The organism is Paracoccus aeridis, assembly GCF_004923205.2.
GTDB classification, from domain to species: Bacteria; Pseudomonadota; Alphaproteobacteria; order Rhodobacterales; family Rhodobacteraceae; genus Paracoccus; species Paracoccus aeridis.
On sequence record NZ_SELD02000066.1, the window covers coordinates 225621 to 245345 of the forward strand.

The following is a 19725-nucleotide window of genomic DNA, read 5'->3' on the forward strand; positions in this document are numbered from 1 at the left end:
TTGTGTGCGCGTCTGCCAACAGCTAGTTAGCACCGAAGGTTCCGAGGAACGACCAAAATTTGAGGCGTCAATGTCAGCTGCAGATCTAGCCCAGTCCATCGGTCGCGAACTGCCCTACCTGCGACGCTACGCGCGCGCCCTGACGGGCACCCAGCGCGCAGGGGACAACTATGCCGCCGCGACGCTGGAAGCCATTCTGGCCGATCGCAGCATGATCTCGGGCGAGGATACGCGGATCTCGCTGTTCCGCGCCTTCCACGCGATCTGGCAGAGCTCGGGCCAGCCGGTGGAAACCGACGACCAGACCTCGCGCGAGGCGCGGGCCCAGTCGCACCTGCGCACACTCACGCCGAACTCGCGCGAGGCGCTGCTGCTCCGCACGATCGAGGAACTTCGCTACGACCAGATCGGCGAGGTCATGCAGATCGACCAGGACGAGGCCGAGGAGCTGGTCCAGATCGCGCTGAACGAGATGGGACGCGCGATCCGCGGCCGCGTGATGATCATCGAGGACGAGACCATCATCGCGATGGACCTCAAGGGCATCGTGCAGGCGATGGGGCACGAGGTCACGGGCATCGCCCGCACCCATTCGGCCGCCATCCAGCTTGCCGGCGAGCGCCAGCCGGACCTGATCCTCGCCGACATCCAGCTGGCCGACGGCTCGTCGGGGATCGACGCGGTGAACGAGCTGATGACCAGCCTCGGCAACCTGCCGGTGATCTTCATCACCGCGTTCCCCGAGCGGCTGCTGACCGGCGACCGGCCCGAGCCCGCGTTCCTGATCTCCAAGCCCTACAGCGAGGAGCAGGTGCGTTCGGCCGTCAGCCAGGCGATGTTCTTCGCGTCGAGCGCGGGGATGAACGCGGCCTGACCCGCGCCCTTGCCGACCACACGAAAGAAGCCGGCCGCGATGCGCGCCGGCTTTCTTCGTTGCCGGAACGCTGTCAGACGATCGAGGCGTCCCGCGTCTCGCGCCCGATCAGCAGCGTGACCGCCGCCGCCAGCACCAGCAGCGCCGCGAAGACCCCGATCGCCAGCCCGAAGTCGCGTTCGATTACGCTGCGAAGCAGGCTGGGCGCGGCGATCCCGCCCAGCCGCGCCATGGCGCCCGCCGTGCCCATCCCGGTGCCGCGCAGGGTCGTCGGGTACAACTCGGGCGTAAAGGCGTAAAGCGCGCCCCATGTCCCCAGCAGAGCGAAGCTCATCACGATCAGCGAGGCCGCGATCATGACCGGCGTCCCCGCCAGCACGAAAGCCATGCAGCCCGCGGCCGAGATCAGCAGGAACGCCTGCAGCGTCGCGCGCCGGCCGATCCGCTCCACCCCCCAGGCGGCGAGCGCGTAGCCCGGCAGCTGCGCCAGCGCCAGCACGACCAGGAAGCCGTAGCCGCGCACGAAGCCGAAGCCCTCGGTCGCGAGGCGGGCGGGCAGCCAGACGAACACGCCGTAGTAGGACAGCGACACGAGGAACCACAGCGCCATCACGGCGACGGTCGTGCGCGCCAGCCCGCCGCTGAACAGCCCCTCGCCGGGCGTAGGCACGGGCACCGTCAGCACGGCGTCCGCGCGCATCGGCGCCACGCCGTTCGCGGCCCGCACCCGGTCCAGCACCTGCCGCGCCTCGTCCGCGCGGCCCGTGCGGATCAGGAACATGGGCGATTCCGGCACCCACAGCCGCAGAAAGATCCCGATCAGCGCCGGCAGCGCCGCGACGATGTAGATCAGCCGGTAGGGCGCCGCGACCCCCGACGCGGCCGCGTACCACGCGGTCAGCGCCACGATCAGCGTGCCCACAGCCCAGAACCCCTCCAGCCAGACAAGCCAGCGGCCGCGGTTCTTGGGCGGCAGGAACTCCGCCATCATCGCATAGTCCACGGGCAGCGTGCCGCCGACCGCCATGCCGGTGAGGAAGCGCAGGACCAGGAGCGCCTCGAACGACGGCGCGAAGGCCGAGGCCAGCCCGAAAACCGCGTCGCAGGCGACCGTCAGCAGCAGCACGTTGCGCCGCCCGATCCGGTCGGCGATGCGCCCGAACAGCGCGGCGCCCACGAACATGCCCAGGAAGAACAGCGTCCCGGTCTGCTGCGCCGCCTGCGCCACGCCCAGCCCGAACTGCGCGGCGATGGACGGGGCGGCAAAGCCCACCGCGACAACCTGCATCGCGTCGGCTGCCCAGACCAGGCCGAAGATCATCATCAGCCGGCGCTGGAACCTGCCCGCTCCGGCCTGGGCCAGCACCTCGTCGACGGTCGTGTTCATCCGCGCGTGGCCTTCCTTGCGTTCGCCGGGCAACGCGGCCGGCCGGTGTAAACGAAAAGGGGCCGCGCCAACCGGCACGGCCCCTCGCATGGGACGGTGTGCCCCGGATCAGGCGTTGACGGAATCCTTCAGCGCCTTGGCGATCGTGACCTTCACGACCTTGTCGGCGGGCTTCTGCATCATTTCCTGGGTCTGCGGGTTGCGGACCATGCGCTCGGGGCGGGTGCGGCAGGCGACCTTGCCGATGCCCGGCAGCGCGACAGAGCCGCCCTCGGCGACGACGCGCGCCACGACCGACTGCAGCGCGTCCAGCGCGGCGGTGGCGGTTTTCTTGTCGCCGCCCATTTCGTCGGCCAGCGCGGCGACCAGCTGGGTCTTGGTCATCGGTTTCGCGGCGGCGGTGGTGTTGGCCATCGGTCGTCTCCTGTTGTCCCGCTTCGGGTTTGTCTGGCTTCGGGTTTGTTTGGCTTCGGGTTTGTCTGGCACCGAGGCCCCGGGCCCGGCATTCCCCTGCTACACAGTGTTTTGTCCAGCACTTCAAGCATTTTTCAAGACCTGATCCGCCGGTCGGCTGCAAGCCGCACCTTGCCATGCCTGGCGGCCACATCAAGCGGCGCGCCGAGTTCGCGACCTACAGGAACGCGGTTTCGTGGAACGACCGCAGCTTGCGCGAGTGGATCCGTTCAAGGGGCGTCTCGCGCAACTTTTCCATCGCGCGGACGCCGATCAGCAGGTGGCTGGCGACCTGGGTGCGGTAGAAGTCGGTCGCCATGCCGGGCAGCTTCAGCTCGCCGTGCAGCGGCTTGTCGCTGACGCACAGCAGCGTGCCGTAGGGCACCCGGAAGCGGAAGCCGTTCGCGGCGATGGTGGCGCTTTCCATGTCGAGCGCGACCGCGCGCGACTGCGACAGCCGCTGCACCGGCCCGGACTGGTCGCGCAGTTCCCAGTTGCGGTTGTCGATGGTGGCGACGGTGCCGGTCCGCATGATCCGCTTCAGCTCGTAACCGTCAAGCTGCGTGATCTCGGCCACGGCCTCCTGCAGGGCGACCTGGACCTCGGCCAGCGCGGGGATCGGCACCCAGACGGGCAGGTCGTCGTCCAGCACGTGATCCTCGCGCAGGTAGGCATGGGCGAGGACATAGTCGCCCAGCGACTGGCTGTTCCGCAGCCCCGCGCAGTGGCCCACCATCAGCCAGGCATGGGGGCGCAGCACGGCGATGTGGTCGGTCGCGGTCTTGGCGTTCGAGGGGCCCACGCCGATGTTGACCAGCGTGATCCCTTTCCCGTCCGCCCGCTTGAGGTGATAGGCCGGCATCTGCGGCGTCTTGGCGCCGGTGACGATCACGTCCTCGGGCCGTTCCAGCACGCTGTTGCCGGGGCCGACGAAGGCGGTGTAGCCGCTCTGCGGGTCCGACAGGGCGCGGCGGGCGAAGGCCTCGAACTCGTCCACGTAGAACTGGTAGTTCGTGAACATCACGAAGGCCTGGAAATGCTCGGGCGCGGTTGCGGTGTAGTGCGCCAGCCGCGCCAGAGAGTAATCCACCCGCTGCGCCGTGAAGGGCGCGAGCGGCCAGCTTCCGTCCGGGTTCGGCCCGGCAATCCCGTTCACGATGTCGTCGTTCATGGACCCAAGGTCCGGCACGTCGAACACGTCCCGCAGCGAATAGCCCAGCACGCCTTCCTGCGGCACGTTCAGGTCGCTGCGGGTGGCGACCGCGAAATGCACCGGGATCGGCGTGTCGCTGTCGCCGACCGCGACGCCAACCCCGTGGTTGCGGATCAGAAGGCCGATCTGTTCCTCGAGGTAGTCGCGGAACAGGTCCGGCCGGGTGATCGTCGCCGCATAGCTGCCCGGCATCGCCACATGGCCGAAGGACAGCCGCGTATCCGTCTGGCTGTGGACCGAGGTCGTGAGCCGCACCTCGGGATAGAACGCGCGGTATCGGGCCTGCGGCGGCGCACCCCCCAGCGTCGCCAGGAACCTGTCCAGCAGGAACTGCGAGGCGCGGTCGTAAAGCTCGACCAGCCGGGCGACGGCGGCCTTCGGCTCGTCGAAGAAGGCGCGCTCCACCGGCTCCGGCGTCTCGACCGGCAGCAGACGTGAAATGCCGTTCATGGACAGTCCCCTTCGCGCAAGGCGGTCGCGTCGGGTCGGCCCGCCTGTTGGGTCCGGACTGTCGCACCGGGGCGCGACACTGGCAAGACGACGGCCGCGAACCTATCTGACCTTCAAACGAAGGAGCTTCCATGGACCTCTCGATCCTCGACCTGGCCCCCGTGTCCGAGGGGTCGGACGCCGCGACCTCGATCCGAAACAGCATCCGGCTGGCGCAGGCGGCCGAGGCGCAGGGCTACAAGCGCTACTGGCTGGCCGAACACCACAACATGCCCGGCATCGCCAGCGCCGCGACGGCGGTGCTGATCGGCCACGTCGCCGACCACACCCGGACGATCCGCGTCGGCGCGGGCGGGATCATGCTGCCCAACCACGCGCCCCTGGCGGTGGCCGAGGCGTTCGGCACGCTCGCCACCATCCACGGGCCGCGGATCGACCTCGGCCTGGGGCGGGCGCCCGGCGGGGACGGCGCGGTGATGCAGGCGCTGCGCCGCGGCATGGCGCGCAACGACGACTTCCCCAACGACGTGGTGGAACTGCTGAGCTACCTCGGCCCCGAACGCGCGGGCGCGCCCGTGGCGGCGCATCCGGGACAGGACACCAACGTGCCGGTCTGGATCCTCGGCTCGTCGCTCTACGGGGCGAGCCTCGCCGCGGCGCTGGGGCTGCCCTACGCCTTCGCCTCGCATTTCGCGCCGGGCGACCTGGACCAGGCGGTCCAGCTTTACCGCGACCGCTTCCAGCCGGGGCCGTGGGGCGACGCGCCGCGGTTCATGCTGGCGGTGAACGTCTTTGCCGCCGATACCGACGAGGCGGCGCGGAAGTTGCGGACGAGCCAGCAGCAGAGCTTCTACCGCCTGCGCACCGGCGCGCCGGGGAAGCTGCCGCCGCCGGTCGACGACCTGTCGCAGGTGGTGCCTGCGCAGTATCACCCGACGCTCGACGCCGCCCTGCGGGTCAGCGCCGTCGGATCGCCCGCGTCGGTCAAGCGCCAGCTGGACGAGTTCGCGGCCAGCTACCGCCCCGACGAGATGATCCTGACCGGCATGATCCACGACCCCGAGGCGCGGCTTCGCAGCTTCGCCATCGCCGCCGAGGTCATGGGGTGAACGGCCGAAGGCTCGTCACCATCGGCCACGGCTACAGCGCCGGGTTCCTGACCCGGCGGCTGGTGCGCGAAGGCTGGACCGTCACCGGCACGACCCGCAAGAGCGCGGCGGACGTCGCCGCCGCCGGGGCCGAGCCGCTGGTCTGGCCGGGCGAGGACGACCGCTTGCGGGCGGATCTCGCGCGCGCGGACGCGATCCTCCTCAGCGTACCCCCGGGGGCGGACGGCGATCCGGTGCTGCGCGCGCTGGGGGACGCCATTGCCGCAAGCCCGGCGGGGTGGATCGGGTATCTTTCCACCACGGGCGTTTATGGTGACCGCGCGGGCGGCTGGGTGGACGAAGGCTCCGACCTCGTCCCCACGACCGAACGCGGCCGCCAGCGCGTCGCGGCCGAGGCCGGGTGGCGGGCGTTGGCTACGGCGCGGGGCCTGCCGCTCCACATCTTCCGTCTCGCCGGCATCTACGGACCCGGCAGCGGCCCGTTCGAGAAGATCCGCAAGGGCACCGCCCGCCGGATCGTCAAGCCGGGGCAGGTCTTTTCCCGCATCCATGCCGAGGACATCGCGCAGGTGCTCGCCGCCTCCATCGCGCGGCCGCACCCCGGCGTGGTCTACAATGTCTGCGACGACGACCCCGCGCCGCCGCAGGACGTGATCGCCCACGCGGCCCGGCTGATCGGCGTGCCGGTGCCGCCCGCGCAGGACTACGACACCGCAGAGATGACGCCGATGGCGCGCAGCTTCTATGCCGAAAGCAAGCGGGTGCGAAACGACCGCATCAAGGACGAGCTCGGCGTGCGGCTGCTTCATCCCGACTACCGCGCCGGGCTGGCCGCGATCCTCGCGGCCGAGGCGCCGGCCTAGTTTCCGATCCGGCAGCAGCCGGTCAGCATCGTCGGATCCTGCCGCGCCCCGTCGAAGATCACCGTCGCGGTCAGCCCGTAGGCGCGATCCGACATGCCGTCGGTGCACAGCTGCGGCTGGATCACCGCCGTCATCCGCCCCGCGTCGTCGCCCGCGATCAGCCCGCGCAACGGGCTTCGCGGCACGCCGGTGTCCATCACCGAACGCAACATCATCGCCTGCTCGCCCCCGTCGGGGGATGAGAACACGACCTCGTTGCCCCGCATCTCGATGCCCCAGAACGGCTCGGTCCCGAGGCACCGCAATGTGGGCGGCAGCTGCCCGTCGGCCCAGACATTGGTGCGGTAGCGCAGGAACTTGGCGTTGACCCAGCCCCGGCGCTCGGCCGTGTTGACCTGCGCCCAGCCGGACCGCTCGGCCACGACCTCGACACCCGTCGCATCCGGGGCGAGGGTGCCGATCACCGGGGCCGAGGCGTCGGGGCGTTCGCGGATGTTCAGCCTGTCGCCCGCGGCGACGCCGGTCACGTCGAACAGCGTGGGCAGCGTGTATTCCTGGATCGCCCAGGCCGGGCAAGCGGAAAGGGCCAGCACCGCGGCGAAAAGAACTGCACGCATGATCGGTGTCCCTCGTCAGGCAGCGATGCCGAAAACATGCCCGATCCCGGACGTGATTGCCATCGCCGCACTGCCCCAGACAAGCACCCGGACGATCCCCCGCCCGATCCGGGCGCCCCCCGCGATGGCGCCGATCGCGCCCAGAGCGGCCAGCGCCAGCAGCGTGACCAGCCAGACCACGACCGCCACGCTTCCCTGCGGCGCCAGCAGCGCCGCCGCCAGCGGCACCGAGCCCGCCGCGCTGAACGTCAGCGCCGACGCCAGCGCCGCCTGCATCGGGCGGGCCGCCATGACCTCGGTCAGGCCCAGCTCGTCGCGGACATGCGCGCCGAGCGCGTCGTGTTCGGTCAGTTCCACCGCGACCAGCCGGGCCGTCCCGGGCGCGAGCCCGCGTGCCTCGTAGATGCGCACCAGCTCCTCCAGCTCGATGTCCGGCTGGCTGTGAAGCGAGCGCCTCTCGCGCCGGATGTCGGCCTTCTCGATGTCCATCTGCGAGCTGACGCTGACATATTCGCCCGCCGCCATCGACAGCGCGCCCGCCGCGAGCCCCGCCACCCCCGCGACCACCACGGCACGCGGCTCGGCGCTGGCGTTTGACACGCCCACGATGAGCGACGCGATCGACACGATTCCGTCGTTGGCGCCAAGGACCGCCGCGCGGAGCCAGCCCGTCCGGGTGATCCGGTGCGGGTCGTGCGGATGGGCGAGCGGGTGGGTGTGGATGCTCAAGGACTGGCTCCATCAGCATGACGCGGGCGGGGCAGGGCGCGACCCATGCGCCGCCCGCGCCGGATTTGCAATCCGCGGCGCGACCCCGGGGCCCTGGTCAGGCCCGGCGGGCGACCGCGACGCCCAGCACTTCCAGCACCTTCGCCTCGATCTGCGGGGCGTCCATCGCGGCGGCGCGGTACATCGCCTCGGGCGAGGCGTGGTCGATGAAGGTGTCGGGCAGGACCATGCTGCGGAAGCGCAGCCCGTGGTCGAACACGCCCGCGTCGGCGAGCAGCTGCGCCACGTGGCTGCCGAAGCCGCCGACCGCGCCTTCCTCGATCGTGATCAGCGCCTCGTGGTGGCGGGCGAGTTGCAGGATCAGGTCGCGGTCGAGGGGCTTGGCGAAGCGCGCGTCGGCCACCGTCGGCGCGATGCCGCGCGCGGCCAGCGCCTCGCGCGCGCGCATGACTTCCGACAGGCGCGTGCCGAAGGACAGGATCGCGACCCGCGCCCCTTCGGCAACGATGCGGCCGCGGCCGATTTCCAGCGGCGTGCCGCGCTCGGGCATTTCCACCCCGGTGCCCTCGCCGCGCGGAAAGCGGAAGGCGGATGGCCGGTCGTCCAGCGCGGCGGCGGTCGCGACCATGTGGACCAGCTCCGCCTCGTCGGCGGCGGCCATCACCACGAAGCCGGGCAGGTTGGTCAGGAACCCCACGTCATAGGCGCCCGCGTGGGTTGCGCCGTCCGCGCCGACAAGGCCCGCGCGGTCGATCGCGAAGCGCACCGGCAGCCGCTGGATCGCGACGTCGTGGACCACCTGGTCATAGCCGCGCTGCAGGAACGTGGAATACAGCGCGCAGAACGGCTTCATCCCGCCCGCGGCGAGCCCGGCCGAGAAGGTGACGGCATGCTGTTCCGCGATCCCCACGTCGAAGCAGCGGCGCGGGAAGCGCTCGGCGAACAGGTTGAGCCCGGTCCCGTCCGGCATCGCCGCGGTGATCGCGACGATCCTGTCGTCCGTCTCGGCCAGCTTCACCAGCGACTTGGCGAAGACGCCGGTATAGCTCGGCGCGTTGGACTTCGCCTTCGCCTGCTCGCCCGTGACCACGTCGAACTTGGCCCGCGCGTGGCCCCGGTCGGCGGCGTTCTCGGCCGGGGCGTAGCCCTTGCCCTTCTTCGTGACGGCGTGAATCAGCACCGGACCGGTGGCGCGCGACTTCACGGTGCGCAGCAGCGGCAGGAGCTGGTCGAGGTCGTGGCCGTCGACGGGGCCGATATAGGAAAAGCCCAGCTCCTCGAACAGCGTGCCGCCGACGGTCATGCCCTTGAGCATTTCCTTCGCGCGCCGCGCGCCTTCCTGCACGGGGGGCGGCAGCAGCCCGACCGCGCCCTTTGCGGCGGCCTTGAGTTCCTGGAACGGGCCCTGGGTATAAAGCCGGGTGAGATAGCTCGACAGCGCCCCGGTCGGCGGCGCGATCGACATCTCGTTGTCGTTCAGCACCACGATCATCCGGGTGCCGAGGTGGCCCGCGTTGTTCAGCGCCTCGAACGCCATCCCCGCGCTCATCGCGCCGTCCCCGATCACCGCGACCGCGTCGCCCGGATCTCCGCCGAGGTCGCGCGCGACCGCGAACCCCAGCGCCGCGCTGATCGAGGTGCTGGAATGCCCCGCCCCGAACGGGTCATAGGCGGACTCGGCGCGCTTGGTGAACCCCGACAGCCCGCCTTCGGTCCGCAGCGTGCGGATGCGGTCGCGCCGCCCGGTGATGATCTTGTGCGGATAACACTGGTGGCCGACGTCCCAGATGATCTTGTCGCGGGGCGCGGTGAAGACGGCGTGCAGCGCCACGGTCAGTTCCACGACGCCGAGCCCCGCGCCCAGGTGCCCGCCGGTCACGCTCACGGCGCTGATCGTCTCGGCCCGCAGCTCGTCGGCGAGCTGGCGCAGTTCGCGGTCCGACAGCGCCTTGAGGTCCGAGGGCAGCGACACGCGGTCGAGGACCGGCGTCGCCGGGCGGTCTGGCATGGGCTGGATGGTGTTGTCGGTCATGTGGCGTGCCCCTTTCGGGTGGCTTCATCCCGCGAAGGTCGCGTCGTCACGTCTGGCGGTGGATAACGAAACGGGCCAGCTGCCGCAAGTTTTCGGCCGCCCGCGTCTGGCCGCCCGCGGCTTGATAAACTTCAAGCGCGGCCTCGGCCCGGTCGACCATGGCCTGCGCCTCGGTCCGTGCGCGGTCGAGGCCCATCCGCGACACGAAGGTCGCCTTGCCCGCCGCCGCGTCCTTTCCGACCCGCTTGCCGGTGGTTTCCTGCGTGCCGGTCACGTCGAGGATGTCGTCGGCGATCTGGAATGCGAGACCCAGGTTCCGGGCGTATTCGCCCAGCGGGGCCGGGTCGGCCTGCGCGATCACGGCGCCCGCGGTCGCGGCGAAGCCGATCAGCGCGCCGGTCTTGCCGTCCTGCAGCGCCACGATCTGATCGAGGCTGAGCGGCGAGGCCGCCGTTTCCGCCGCGATGTCCTGCATCTGTCCCCAGACCATGCCGCGCGCCCCCACGGCCTGCGCGAAGCGGCGCACGAGTTCCACCCGCGCCTCCGCGCCGCCGATGGCGGGATCGGCCAGCCGCTCGAAGGCTAGCGACTGCAGCGCGTCGCCGGCGAGGATCGCGGTCGCCTCGTCGAAGCGGACGTGGCAGGTCGGGCGGCCCCGGCGCAGGTCGTCGTTGTCGATCGCGGGCAGGTCGTCGTGGATCAGGCTGTAGGCGTGCAGCATCTCGACCGCCTCCGCCACCGGCAGCGCGGCGGCGTCGGGGACGCCGTGCAGCTGCGCGGATTCCAGCACCAGGAAGGCGCGGATGCGCTTGCCGCCCTCGCAGGCGTAGCGCATGGCGTCGGTCAGCTCTCCCGGCGGCTGAAGATCCAACGTCGCGTCCAGCGCGGCAGAGACCTGGCCCTGCACTTCGGCCATGCGGGAAGTCAGCGGGGCGGGCAGGCCCGTGTCCATCGGCGGCGTCCTCGTTTGCAGGGTCAAAGCCCTTCGACGGGAACGGTTCCCTGCGGCTCGCCATTTGCCGCCATGGTGATCTTCTCGACCCGCTCCTCGGCCTCGCGCAGGCGGCGGTCGCAATGCGCGCGCAGCTTCGCGCCGCGCTCGTAAAGGGCGATCGACTGTTCCAGCGTCGCCTCGCCGTGTTCCAGCTTGCCGACCGTCGCCTCAAGCTCCTTCATGGCGTCCTCGAACGACATCGCCTCGATTTCGGGATCGGACATGGGCAGTTCCTCAGATGGTCTCGGCGGCCCGAGCGGCCGCGGTTCGGCCGATCATATCCACGTTCCGCAGGCGATGCCACACGACCGCCGCCGTCGGCGGCCGGCGCTCGATCGGCTGGGCGCTCAATCCGCCGGCGCGCCAAGAACGGCGCCCAGAAGGCCCGGGAAGCGGCGGTCCATCTCCTCGCGCCGCAGCTCGTTCATGTGGGCGGGGCCGTCGGTCTGCGTCCGCACCAGTCCCGATTCGCGCAGGACCCGGAAGTGATGCGACATGCTCGACTTCGGCCGTCCGCCGTCCAGCGCCGAGCAGCTGGCAACGCCGTCCCGCGCGAGCGTCCGCACCACGTCAAGGCGGACCGGATCGCTCAGCGCATGCAGCACCTGCGACAGCGCGATGTCGTCGATGGCGGGATGGTTCATCTTGCGCATGCCGGATCATAGCACGGGTTGTGCCCGCTTCAATGTTCGAATATTTTCGAACTATCGAATGACGCGGCTCCGTCCGCGCTCGCAGGACAAGGATTCCAGGATGGCCCCGCTGTTCACGCCCTTCCAGCTGAAGGACACCACGCTTCGCAACCGCATCGTCGTGTCGCCCATGTGCCAGTATTCCGCGGAAGACGGGCTTCCCAACGACTGGCACCGCGCGCATCTTGCGGGGCTTGCCCGCGGCGGCGCGGCGCTGGTGATCGTCGAGGCGACGGCGGTCTCGCCCGAGGGGCGGATCACCCCCGGCTGCACCGGCATCTGGAATGACGAGCAGGCCGGGGCATGGGCCGGCATCGTCCGCCTGATGAAGGACGCTGGCGCGGTGCCCGGCATCCAGATCGCCCATGCAGGGCGCAAGGCCAGCGCCAACCGGCCGTGGGAAGGGGACGACCACATCGCCGACGACGATCCGCGCGGCTGGGAAACCATCGCGCCGTCGGCCGTCGCGCACGGCGCGAACCTGCCCAGGGTGCCCCGCGCGATGACGAAGAACGACATCGCCCGCGTTCAGGCCGACTTCGTCGCCGCCGCCCGCCGCGCGCGCGACGCGGGGTTCGAGTGGCTGGAGCTGCATTTCGCCCACGGCTACCTGGGGCAGAGCTTCTTTTCCACCTGGTCCAACAGGCGCGACGACGACTACGGCGGCGACTTCGACGGCCGCGCCCGGTTCCTTGTGGAAACCGTCGCGGCCGTGCGCGAGGTCTGGCCCGAGAACCTGCCGCTGATCGCCCGCTTCGGCGTGACCGAATTCGACGGATCGGACGATCTCGAGGACGGCATCCGCATGGTGCGCCGCCTCAAGGACGAAGGCATCGACCTGATCGACGTGAGCATGGGCTTCACCACGCCGACCGCGCAGATCCCGTGGGGCCCGGCGCTGATGGCGCCGATCGCGAAGCGGGTGCGCCGCGAGGTCGCGATCCCCACCACGACGAGCTGGTTCATCAGCGGGGCCGCTCAGGCGAACGGGCTGGTCGAGGACGGCACGCTGGACCTCGTGTCGCTGGGCCGTCCGCTGCTGGCGAACCCGCACTGGCCCTATCAGGCGGCACTGGAGCTCGGCGTCGACAAGGCCGCGCCCGCGACGCTGCCCGCCCCTTACGCGCACTGGCTGCAACGCTATCGCAGCTGACCACGGTCGCGGCGGGCGCGTGCCCGGCCCGCCGCGTCTGCCGGCTCGCAAGGAACCCCGCCTTGTCTGCGGGGGGGCGCCGCGACCGCAGCAGAGGCGCGGACCCGCGCGCGAACGGGCGACCTCAGGCCGTCAGCCGCGCCCCGTCGTGACCGGCGATCGTCACGTCGACAAGCGCGCCCTCCGGCATGTCGCGGTCGAACGAGACTTCGGTGAACTGCCCGGTCCGCCCCAGCCGAGGTCCCTCCGTCAGCACGACGTGCCGCGCGCCGACCTGCGCCCGGAGATGCGCCAGCAGCGCATCCCGGCCCACCGCCCGCAGCCGGGCGGCGCGGTCCTTGATCGCGGGGCCGGGCACCCGCGGCATCCGCGCCGCCGGGGTTCCCTTGCGGGCGCTGTAGGGAAAGACGTGCAGGAAGGTCAGCCCGCAGTCGCGGACGAGCTTCACCGAATTGTCGAAATGCGCCTCGGTCTCGGTCGGGAAGCCCGCGATGATGTCGGCGCCGAAGACGATGTCGGGCCGAAGACGGCGCGCGTCCTCGCAGAAGCGGATCGCGTCGTCGCGCAGGTGGCGGCGCTTCATCCGCTTGAGGATCAGGTCGTCGCCATGCTGGAGGCTCAGGTGCAGATGCGGCATCAGCCGGGCTTCCGTCGCGATCGCCTCCATCAGGTCGGGATCGGCCTCGATGCTGTCGATCGACGAGATCCGCAGCCGCGGCAGGTCCGGCACCATCCTGAGGATGCGACGCACGAGGTTGCCGAGCCGCGGCTGGCCCGGCAGGTCCGCGCCCCAGCTCGTCAGGTCCACCCCGGTCAGAACGACCTCGTTGAAGCCGCGGTCACGCAGTCGCCGGATCTGTTCGACCACGACGCCCGCCGGGACCGACCGCGAGTTTCCCCGGCCGAAGGGAATGATGCAGAAGGTGCAGCGGTGGTCGCAGCCGTTCTGCACCTGCACATAGGCGCGGTGGCGGCCGAAGCCGTCGATCAGGTGGCCCGCCGTCTCGCGCACGGACATGATGTCGTCGACCATCACCCGCTCGGTCGCGCCGATCAGGTCGGGGGCCGCGAGCCCGGCCCAGGTGGCGGGCTGCATCTTCTCGGCGTTGCCAACGACGCGGGCGACCTCGGGCATGGCGGCGAAGGTCTCGGGCTCGGTCTGCGCGGCGCAGCCGGTCACGATGACGGGGGCGCCGGGGTTCTCGCGCGCCAGGCGGCGGATCTCCTGGCGGGCCTTGCGGACCGCCTCGGCGGTGACGGCGCAGGTGTTGACGATCACCGCGCCGTCGAGGCCCGCGGCGGTCGCAAGCTCGCGCATCGCCTCGGATTCGTAGGCGTTGAGGCGGCAGCCGAGCGTCGCCAGCACCGGGGGTTTCGGCTGCGCGGTCATGCGCCCGTTCCCGCGATCCAGTCGGCGCGCAGGACCCCGTCCGCGACATGCGCCGTCGGCCCCGCCATCCAGACGCCGTCGTCGCGCCAGTCGATCTGCAGTTCCCCGCCATCCACGATCACGCGGACCGAACGCCCGGTCAGCCCCCGCCGCGCCGCCGCGACGGCCGCCGCGCAGGAACACGACCCCGACGCCCAGGTGACGCCCACGCCCCGTTCCCAGATCCGCACGCGCAGCGTGTCGGGCGCGATCACCTGCGCCACCTCGACATTGGTGCGCCGGGGGTAAAGCGGGTGGTGCTCGTGCGCGGCGCCGAACGCCTCGAACGCGGCGAACCCCTCGGCATCGTCGACGAAGAAGGTGACGTGCGGGTTGCCCATGCCGGTCGCGACCGGGTCGCCGTCGATCGGCAGGTGCAGCAGGTCCACGTCGCGGGAAAGCGGGATCTCCTGCCAGTCCAGCACCGGCGGCCCCATGTTGACTCGGGTGATGCCGCCGCCCGCATCCTCGACCGCCAGCACCCCGTGGTCGGTCCGCAGCCGCAGCGCGGCCTTTCCCGTCTCGTCCAGCAGGAACCGCCCGATGCAGCGGGTGGCGTTGCCGCAGGCCGCCGACACCGACCCGTCCGCGTTGAAGAACGTCAGCTTCGCGTCGGCGTTCCCGTCGGCCTGGATCGTCGCGAGCTGGTCGAACCCGACCCCGAAATGCCGGTCCGCGATCCGCCGCACCAGGGCAGCGTCGGGCAGCGGCCCGCCCGCGCGCAGGTCGACCACGACGAAATCGTTGCCCAGCCCATGCATCTTCATGAAGGGCAGGCCGGAAGCTGACCATGTGTCCATCGCGGCGATATACGCGCCCGCCGGCGATTCCGCCAGCCCCGCGCCACTTTCCGCTTGACCCCCCGGCGCACCCCCACTAAGGAAGCCGCCTGTGATGGGCCCATAGCTCAGTTGGTAGAGCAACTGACTTTTAATCAGTGGGTCACAGGTTCGAATCCTGTTGGGCTCACCACTTTCTCCCATGTCAAGCGACACGTGTAGTTAACTCAAACGACCGTGAAACTATCTCAAACGACACGCGAGATTAACTCAACGCGGCTTTGGCCCCGCTCGGGTGGGGTTCGGCGGGCGTGCGAACGCCCCGCCGAACGCGTCGACGGGGCGGATGCCTTGAGCCGTGATCAGATCGAGATGACCGGGATTACTGCGTCACGCAGATAGATCTTGCTGCAGTGGTCCGGCAGGGGAATCGGCCGCACCGTGGCCTTGTCGAGCCGTGCCGCGACATGCTTCGCCTGTGTTCCCAGTTGATGGGCGATCAGCCCGAGCGGGAGATGTTTCGAAAGAAACCTGCTCAGGTCCGCCGGCTCGACCAGCGTCAGCGGCTGACGCGAGCGGGGATGGCGCACCTCCCGGCTCATGATCATCCCCTCTTTCAACAGCAGGCTCACGGTGGAACTGTTGACATGAAGCCGTGCCTTGAGGTCGGCGCGTGTCAGGCCGGTCAGCGGCTTGCCTTCGAACAGGTCCAGCACTTCGGACAGGTCGAACAGCAGGCCCGGCATCCCGTCAGGATCGCGCAGCCGGCAAGTCTTTCTGAGCCGGCCTGCGATCTGCGCGCGCAGCAGATCACCGCTCGTCACCTTGGCCTTATTGCAGACCAGCCGGATCGGAAAGGACCCTTTGGGCGCGGTGTCGACCACTTGAGCATGAACGCTGACTGCGGAGAAGAAGGCATCGACGTCGTGTGGCAGGAACAGCTTGTCCAGCCCTGGCAGCGCGATTCCGTGCCGCAGCAGCCCGACCTCCGCCAGACCGTCGACTGCCGACGGGTGGACGTCCAGCCTCCGGGCCGCCGCCTTACGGTCGAGGCCGGACGACAGGGCCGTCAGTTCGGCATGATATGCATCCGGCGCCACCCGCCGCAGCGCGTCACCTTCGATCCCGGCGGCGTGCTGAAAGCGGGTGATGCGGCCGGTACTGAGGCCGTAGGCGCGGCCCAGCTCCGACCAAGTGAACCAGCGCCGCTCGGTGGAGGTCTCGCCCAACACCTGCTGACCGGGCGACAGGGGATAGTTGTCGAAGACGAAGGTTCGGAAATGGTCCAGGACGGGTCGATACCGGTCAGGATGGGAAAGCCTCTGTAACCAGCGAGCAAAGAACCCGAAGTCGCTGTAGAACCCGCCGCGGTCGCTCGTCGATCGCCTGCGCACGGTGTCGTAGGCAGCGGACAACGCATCGCTGCCCTGAGCACAGATCGCGAAGCCGCACCCGCCCGCAGTGGCTCGCTCCCTGCCGGACAGGGCCTGCGGCCGCGGATCCGGACCCGAGGTGACCAGAATGCCCAAATTCTCACAGAGGCGGGCAGCCACATCGACAGGAAGGCGATCCAGCAGAGTAAGGCCTGTCCGATTCGTATCCTGACAGAGCCGGGCCCTGATATAGCGTATAAAGTCCGTGGCATCGTGTCCGAATTCCTCTGGCTGGTTGACTGGGCCTGGCGCGCCGAGCGCCCCGAGGCGACCCGCGAAGTCATGCGGACAGCGCGGGTAAGTTGGTGCAGGCAGCACGTCCAGGAGCGTGCCGTGATCCGGACAGACCCTAAGTGGGTCGATCTGCCACAGCGCGCGCCCGTAGCCCCTGCCATGCCGGTCGCTATCGTCGGCCAGGCAGACCGGGCAGTATCTGAGCGCCGAGCGATCGAGGGAGGACAGGGGAAGCTCATGGTCCCGGAACCGGAAGAAGCCATCGCCCACCGGCGCAAAGCTGTGCGCGACGAGGTCCGGCACTGCGATGCCCGTCAGTTCGGACAGGTCCCAAACCGTGTCGGGATCGAGTTGCAGGATTCGCCGCCATGACAGACCCATGTCCTGGGAAAAATCCTGCGCGTGGCAGGACCCGTTCTTGGCGGCGAGGGCTGAGACGAAAGACGGCAGCGTCTCTCCGGGCAGGATGGGCAGGCGAAGACCGAGTCTCATCTGCGCCCTGCCTTCGGCCCGGGGCCAGGCTCGGTCTGCAGCAGCCTGCGCACATCAAGGGCGCGGAAGTCCTCGGCTATGAACGGGTTGAGGCCGTCGGGGACGCCCGCGCGCTTGCCGAAACAGGTCGCGAACGACCGGACAGACAGGCTGTCTGCGTTCGCCAGCAATGCCTCACCGATCGCCTCGCAGATCAGTTCGACGAGGATCCCGAAGCAATGATCCGCCGCATGGATCAGCCGCTTGATGAATCGCGTCTGGGCAAGCTCATCGTCGACGGTGATCCCGGCCACGGATGCGTATTGCCGAAGGGCAGACAGCAGCATCGGCCCGTCGACACTGACGCTGAGTGATCGGTGCGTGATGGGCTTCAGACGCCGGGCGAGCTGAGGGTCCATGTTCACCAGGTCGAGCAGTTCGGGCATCCCGCTGAGGATCAGGCCCACGGGCCATTCCGGCGACTGCATCAGCGATTTGAGTGTGCTGATAACGGCCTGCTGGTCGGCACGGTTGTTGTGCCGACTGAAGTCCTGCGCCTCGTCGAGATGCAGGAACAGTACCTGCCGCTGCGCGAACTGCGCCTTTACCAGCTGCCAGATGATATGGGCAGAGCGATCCCGACGCAGCGGATAGCGGAGCGCCTCGAGCATGCTGAGACCGACTCCCTTTGGTGTCGCCGGCGACGGCACGGCCATGCTCACCACATCCGCACGCTCGTCGTCATCGGTCAGCAGGCGCAGGCCGGACGGATGCTGCCGGAACGCATTCCGGATGAGCGTGGTCTTGCCCGCGCCGGACGGCGCGACGACGAGCAGGCCACGCGCCTCCGGTTGTCGCCCGTCCTCAGCACTGGCCCGGCGCTGAGCCAGCAGGAAGTCGAACTCCTGCTGGAATTCGCGATAGGTGGGCGTCTGAAACAGCCGGCCCTTCAACCCTGTTACGAGCTTGGCAACCTCGGCGATCCGATCGGGGGACGCGGTCATCGGCCGTCCTCCAGAAGCCAGGTGTCGTCAGGTTGGATCGGAGCTTCGTCCTCGTCCTGCCCCTTGTCCGGCAGGCTCAGCGGGATGCTGGTGGCTGATGGTGTCGGCACCTCGATCTCAGTGGCTGGCAGGATCTCCCTGCCGACGCCGTCGGGAGCCTCCTCCAGCCGGGTGTCGATCTCGTCCCGGAAGCGGAACCCTTCGAACAGGGTTTTATGCAGTTTCTGCACGTACTCGACCGAATGGCCAAAGGGGGTCGCCTCTCGACGACGCAACCTCGCCCGGGCGTCCGACGCGATCACCCGGATCGTGCGGGCAGCGTTTGCCCGCAGATGGGCGGACAACTCGGCCTCATGCTTGTAACGTTCGCGGAGTCTGCGACACTCCTCGACCCACTCGGGCAGGCTGATCCCCTCCATGTCCTTCGTGTGCGGCCTGGCGGGCACCCATTTCCCGCCGACCTCCACGGCCACCATGCCCAGGTTGGCGGTATCGATCCGAACCCGCATGCTTCGGTCCATGCCCGTGGCGTAATGGTCTCGCAGCTCTGGACAGCTGTAACGGTTACCAAAGACAGTGACGCCTTGCTTGCCCACGCGCAGCTGAAGCTCGATGCCGAGCGCGGCACAGCGGGTGAGGCGGTCAACCGGGGGCTGGAGGAAACCGGTTTCCTGTTCCAGATCGCGCCACCGCCTGGAGGGCGTTTGCCCTCCCAGCCCGTCGTGAGGCGTATGATGATATTCATCGACGATGTAGCAGACCAGAATCCTGATCAGGTCGTCGTCATCCAGGCAGGCATTCGCCTCGGCATCGTAATCGCCACGCTTTGTCGGGTTGGATTGGGTGTGCCCCGGCAGGCGAGGTGTCAGGGTTCTGTTGAGGGTCCCGAACCAACGTTCGATCATCGCGCGCAGTTCGGCACATTTGACCGCCGCATACTGGAGGGCGGAACCCAGATCGATCACGCGCTCGATTGAGTCACTCGCCACGAAGCTGGCGCCAGTGTCTGTCGCGATGATCACCGGGCGGCCGCATTGATGCCACGTGCCGCTGGCGCCGCAGGCACGCGCCAGCTCGGTCTTGTCAGACACCACCATCTCCAGGAGCTTTCGGAATTCTTCTGCTGACGGGGTCGCAGCAATCCGGATACCCAGGATACACCGCGATGCCCTGTCGATCGCAACGCATACCCATCTCCTGCCGGCGGGAAGCTTCTCGACTATGTCTTCGGAGAGGAGCGAAAGGAGTCCCAAGTCCCTGAACAGGGTGATCAGGTCGACTTCCCAGTCGTCGATCTCCACGGTTTCGAGCACGCACACCGTCGCAGGACCGCTCAGGTATGAGCTGAACCGGTGCCGAGCCTTGTCGATACCTTCCTGGGCGCAGATTCGTTCGAAGGCCGACAACCCGGCGATCATGCGTTGGACCTGTCGCCGACTATAGATGTAGAGCGGCGCTTTCCGGTCTGAGCGGCGTTGACTATTGATCTCCTGCAAGCGGGAGACCACCTCGCGCGAAGGCGCCGATATGCCCCGCGTCTCGGGTGTGAGTGCCTCTCGTATCAACTGGTAGGTTAGCCTGCGGCTCTCTGCACACGCCGCCCGGCGCTTGTGGTGCACCCGGGGCTGCTTGGGCTTGTGTGCCAGCACATCACCCACAGCCTCGCGGAAGATCCGGTAGTGTCTGCGCAGCGTACTCGGGCTCGGAACCGTGAAATCGAATATCCCGCGTCGCAGTTCCTCAGGCGCGAACCGTGCGATCTGCGTAAGCGTCCGGCCTGACTGCCCTGCCGGGTTCAGGGAGTGATCG

18 protein-coding genes and 1 tRNA gene are annotated in these 19725 nt (G+C 69.2%); 5 read left to right on the forward strand and 14 right to left on the reverse strand.

What is annotated here, in order from left to right; genetic code table 11:
• The first annotated feature begins 70 nt into the window (after positions 1 to 70).
• Positions 71 to 874 (forward strand): response regulator, encoded by an 804-nt coding sequence (locus ELI80_RS15885; RefSeq protein ID WP_136653273.1) that lies wholly within the window; start codon positions 71 to 73, stop codon positions 872 to 874.
• A 73-nt stretch (positions 875 to 947) separates the two neighbouring features.
• Here ELI80_RS15885 and ELI80_RS15890 read toward each other — a convergent pair whose 3' ends face one another.
• From ELI80_RS15890 to ELI80_RS15900, 3 genes are all read right to left on the reverse strand, one after another.
• The gene (locus tag ELI80_RS15890; protein ID WP_136653274.1) at positions 948 to 2261 is read right to left on the reverse strand and encodes an MFS transporter; all 1314 of its coding nucleotides are present in this window, start codon (positions 2259 to 2261) and stop codon (positions 948 to 950) included.
• Between the two features lie 108 nt (positions 2262 to 2369).
• Positions 2370 to 2675: an HU family DNA-binding protein gene (locus ELI80_RS15895; protein ID WP_136653275.1), complete on the reverse strand. Its 306-nt coding sequence runs from the start codon at positions 2673 to 2675 to the stop codon at positions 2370 to 2372.
• Between the two features lie 217 nt (positions 2676 to 2892).
• On the reverse strand, positions 2893 to 4377 hold the full coding sequence (locus tag ELI80_RS15900; RefSeq protein ID WP_136653276.1) for an AMP nucleosidase: 1485 nt from the start codon (positions 4375 to 4377) through the stop codon (positions 2893 to 2895).
• Between the two features lie 131 nt (positions 4378 to 4508).
• On the opposite strand from ELI80_RS15900, the gene ELI80_RS15905 reads away from it, so the two are divergent.
• Together ELI80_RS15905 and ELI80_RS15910 are read left to right on the forward strand one after the other, a co-directional pair.
• On the forward strand, positions 4509 to 5486 hold the full coding sequence (locus tag ELI80_RS15905) for an LLM class flavin-dependent oxidoreductase (protein WP_136653277.1): 978 nt from the start codon (positions 4509 to 4511) through the stop codon (positions 5484 to 5486).
• Positions 5483 to 6349, forward strand: coding sequence for an SDR family oxidoreductase (locus tag ELI80_RS15910; RefSeq protein WP_136653278.1), 867 nt, complete (start codon positions 5483 to 5485; stop codon positions 6347 to 6349). The genes ELI80_RS15905 and ELI80_RS15910 overlap by 4 nt, the downstream gene beginning before the upstream one ends.
• Here ELI80_RS15910 and ELI80_RS15915 read toward each other — a convergent pair.
• The 6 genes from ELI80_RS15915 to ELI80_RS15940 all read right to left on the reverse strand — a co-directional run bounded on the left by ELI80_RS15915 (position 6346) and on the right by ELI80_RS15940 (position 11374).
• Positions 6346 to 6966 (reverse strand): COG3650 family protein, encoded by a 621-nt coding sequence (locus ELI80_RS15915; protein ID WP_136653279.1) that lies wholly within the window; start codon positions 6964 to 6966, stop codon positions 6346 to 6348. The two genes, ELI80_RS15910 and ELI80_RS15915, sit on opposite strands and share 4 nt — an antisense overlap.
• A gap of 15 nt (positions 6967 to 6981) precedes the next feature.
• A complete protein-coding gene (locus ELI80_RS15920; RefSeq protein WP_236641545.1) occupies positions 6982 to 7689 on the reverse strand; it encodes a VIT1/CCC1 transporter family protein in 708 nt (235 codons plus the stop codon).
• Positions 7690 to 7792: 103 nt separating this feature from the next.
• Positions 7793 to 9703 carry a 1-deoxy-D-xylulose-5-phosphate synthase gene (dxs, locus tag ELI80_RS15925; protein WP_136653300.1) on the reverse strand — a complete coding sequence of 637 codons (1911 nt, stop codon included), beginning with the start codon at positions 9701 to 9703 and terminating at the stop codon, positions 7793 to 7795.
• Positions 9704 to 9773: 70 nt separating this feature from the next.
• Positions 9774 to 10679, reverse strand: a complete 906-nt coding sequence (locus tag ELI80_RS15930) for a polyprenyl synthetase family protein (protein ID WP_236641540.1) — start codon at positions 10677 to 10679, stop codon at positions 9774 to 9776.
• A gap of 23 nt (positions 10680 to 10702) precedes the next feature.
• Positions 10703 to 10945: an exodeoxyribonuclease VII small subunit gene (locus tag ELI80_RS15935; RefSeq protein WP_136653280.1), complete on the reverse strand. Its 243-nt coding sequence runs from the start codon at positions 10943 to 10945 to the stop codon at positions 10703 to 10705.
• Between the two features lie 123 nt (positions 10946 to 11068).
• A complete protein-coding gene (locus tag ELI80_RS15940; protein ID WP_136653281.1) occupies positions 11069 to 11374 on the reverse strand; it encodes an ArsR/SmtB family transcription factor in 306 nt (101 codons plus the stop codon).
• Positions 11375 to 11474: 100 nt separating this feature from the next.
• Between ELI80_RS15940 and ELI80_RS15945 the strand changes: the two genes are divergently transcribed.
• Positions 11475 to 12566 carry an NADH:flavin oxidoreductase/NADH oxidase gene (locus ELI80_RS15945; RefSeq protein ID WP_136653282.1) on the forward strand — a complete coding sequence of 364 codons (1092 nt, stop codon included), beginning with the start codon at positions 11475 to 11477 and terminating at the stop codon, positions 12564 to 12566.
• A gap of 124 nt (positions 12567 to 12690) precedes the next feature.
• Here ELI80_RS15945 and mtaB read toward each other — a convergent pair whose 3' ends face one another.
• Both mtaB and dapF read right to left on the reverse strand, forming a co-directional pair.
• A complete protein-coding gene (gene mtaB, locus ELI80_RS15950) occupies positions 12691 to 13956 on the reverse strand; it encodes a tRNA (N(6)-L-threonylcarbamoyladenosine(37)-C(2))-methylthiotransferase MtaB (protein ID WP_136653283.1) in 1266 nt (421 codons plus the stop codon).
• Complete coding sequence (dapF, locus tag ELI80_RS15955) at positions 13953 to 14762, reverse strand: diaminopimelate epimerase (RefSeq protein WP_161596492.1); 810 nt, start codon at positions 14760 to 14762, stop codon at positions 13953 to 13955. The genes mtaB and dapF overlap by 4 nt, the downstream gene beginning before the upstream one ends.
• A 129-nt stretch (positions 14763 to 14891) precedes the next feature.
• On the opposite strand from dapF, the gene ELI80_RS15960 reads away from it, so the two are divergent.
• Positions 14892 to 14967: transfer RNA gene (locus ELI80_RS15960), tRNA-Lys, on the forward strand.
• A gap of 169 nt (positions 14968 to 15136) precedes the next feature.
• Here the strand turns inward: ELI80_RS15960 and ELI80_RS15965 are convergent.
• From ELI80_RS15965 to ELI80_RS15975, 3 genes are all read right to left on the reverse strand, one after another.
• Positions 15137 to 16933 carry a TniQ family protein gene (locus ELI80_RS15965; RefSeq protein ID WP_136653285.1) on the reverse strand — a complete coding sequence of 599 codons (1797 nt, stop codon included), beginning with the start codon at positions 16931 to 16933 and terminating at the stop codon, positions 15137 to 15139.
• A complete protein-coding gene (locus ELI80_RS15970) occupies positions 16930 to 17916 on the reverse strand; it encodes a TniB family NTP-binding protein (protein WP_136653286.1) in 987 nt (328 codons plus the stop codon). The genes ELI80_RS15965 and ELI80_RS15970 overlap by 4 nt, the downstream gene beginning before the upstream one ends.
• On the reverse strand, positions 17913 to 19725 hold a 1813-nt coding region (locus ELI80_RS15975), incomplete at its 5' end, for a TnsB C-terminal domain-containing protein (protein ID WP_236641541.1). The genes ELI80_RS15975 and ELI80_RS15970, both read right to left, overlap by 4 nt.

Excerpts from the sequence above, each read along its gene's own strand:
- ELI80_RS15885 (WP_136653273.1), top strand. The coding sequence starts at position 71 with ATGTCAGCTGCAGATCTAGCCCAGTCCATCGGTCGCGAACTGCCCTAC.
- ELI80_RS15890 (WP_136653274.1), bottom strand. The coding sequence starts at position 2,261 with ATGAACACGACCGTCGACGAGGTGCTGGCCCAGGCCGGAGCGGGCAGG.
- ELI80_RS15895 (WP_136653275.1), bottom strand. The coding sequence starts at position 2,675 with ATGGCCAACACCACCGCCGCCGCGAAACCGATGACCAAGACCCAGCTG.
- ELI80_RS15900 (WP_136653276.1), bottom strand. The coding sequence starts at position 4,377 with ATGAACGGCATTTCACGTCTGCTGCCGGTCGAGACGCCGGAGCCGGTG.
- ELI80_RS15905 (WP_136653277.1), top strand. The coding sequence starts at position 4,509 with ATGGACCTCTCGATCCTCGACCTGGCCCCCGTGTCCGAGGGGTCGGAC.
- ELI80_RS15915 (WP_136653279.1), bottom strand. The coding sequence starts at position 6,966 with ATGCGTGCAGTTCTTTTCGCCGCGGTGCTGGCCCTTTCCGCTTGCCCG.
- dxs (WP_136653300.1), bottom strand. The coding sequence starts at position 9,703 with ATGCCAGACCGCCCGGCGACGCCGGTCCTCGACCGCGTGTCGCTGCCC.
- ELI80_RS15930 (WP_236641540.1), bottom strand. The coding sequence starts at position 10,679 with ATGGACACGGGCCTGCCCGCCCCGCTGACTTCCCGCATGGCCGAAGTG.
- ELI80_RS15935 (WP_136653280.1), bottom strand. The coding sequence starts at position 10,945 with ATGTCCGATCCCGAAATCGAGGCGATGTCGTTCGAGGACGCCATGAAG.
- ELI80_RS15940 (WP_136653281.1), bottom strand. The coding sequence starts at position 11,374 with ATGCGCAAGATGAACCATCCCGCCATCGACGACATCGCGCTGTCGCAG.
- ELI80_RS15945 (WP_136653282.1), top strand. The coding sequence starts at position 11,475 with ATGGCCCCGCTGTTCACGCCCTTCCAGCTGAAGGACACCACGCTTCGC.
- mtaB (WP_136653283.1), bottom strand. The coding sequence starts at position 13,956 with ATGACCGCGCAGCCGAAACCCCCGGTGCTGGCGACGCTCGGCTGCCGC.
- dapF (WP_161596492.1), bottom strand. The coding sequence starts at position 14,762 with ATGAAGATGCATGGGCTGGGCAACGATTTCGTCGTGGTCGACCTGCGC.
- ELI80_RS15965 (WP_136653285.1), bottom strand. The coding sequence starts at position 16,933 with ATGAGACTCGGTCTTCGCCTGCCCATCCTGCCCGGAGAGACGCTGCCG.
- ELI80_RS15970 (WP_136653286.1), bottom strand. The coding sequence starts at position 17,916 with ATGACCGCGTCCCCCGATCGGATCGCCGAGGTTGCCAAGCTCGTAACA.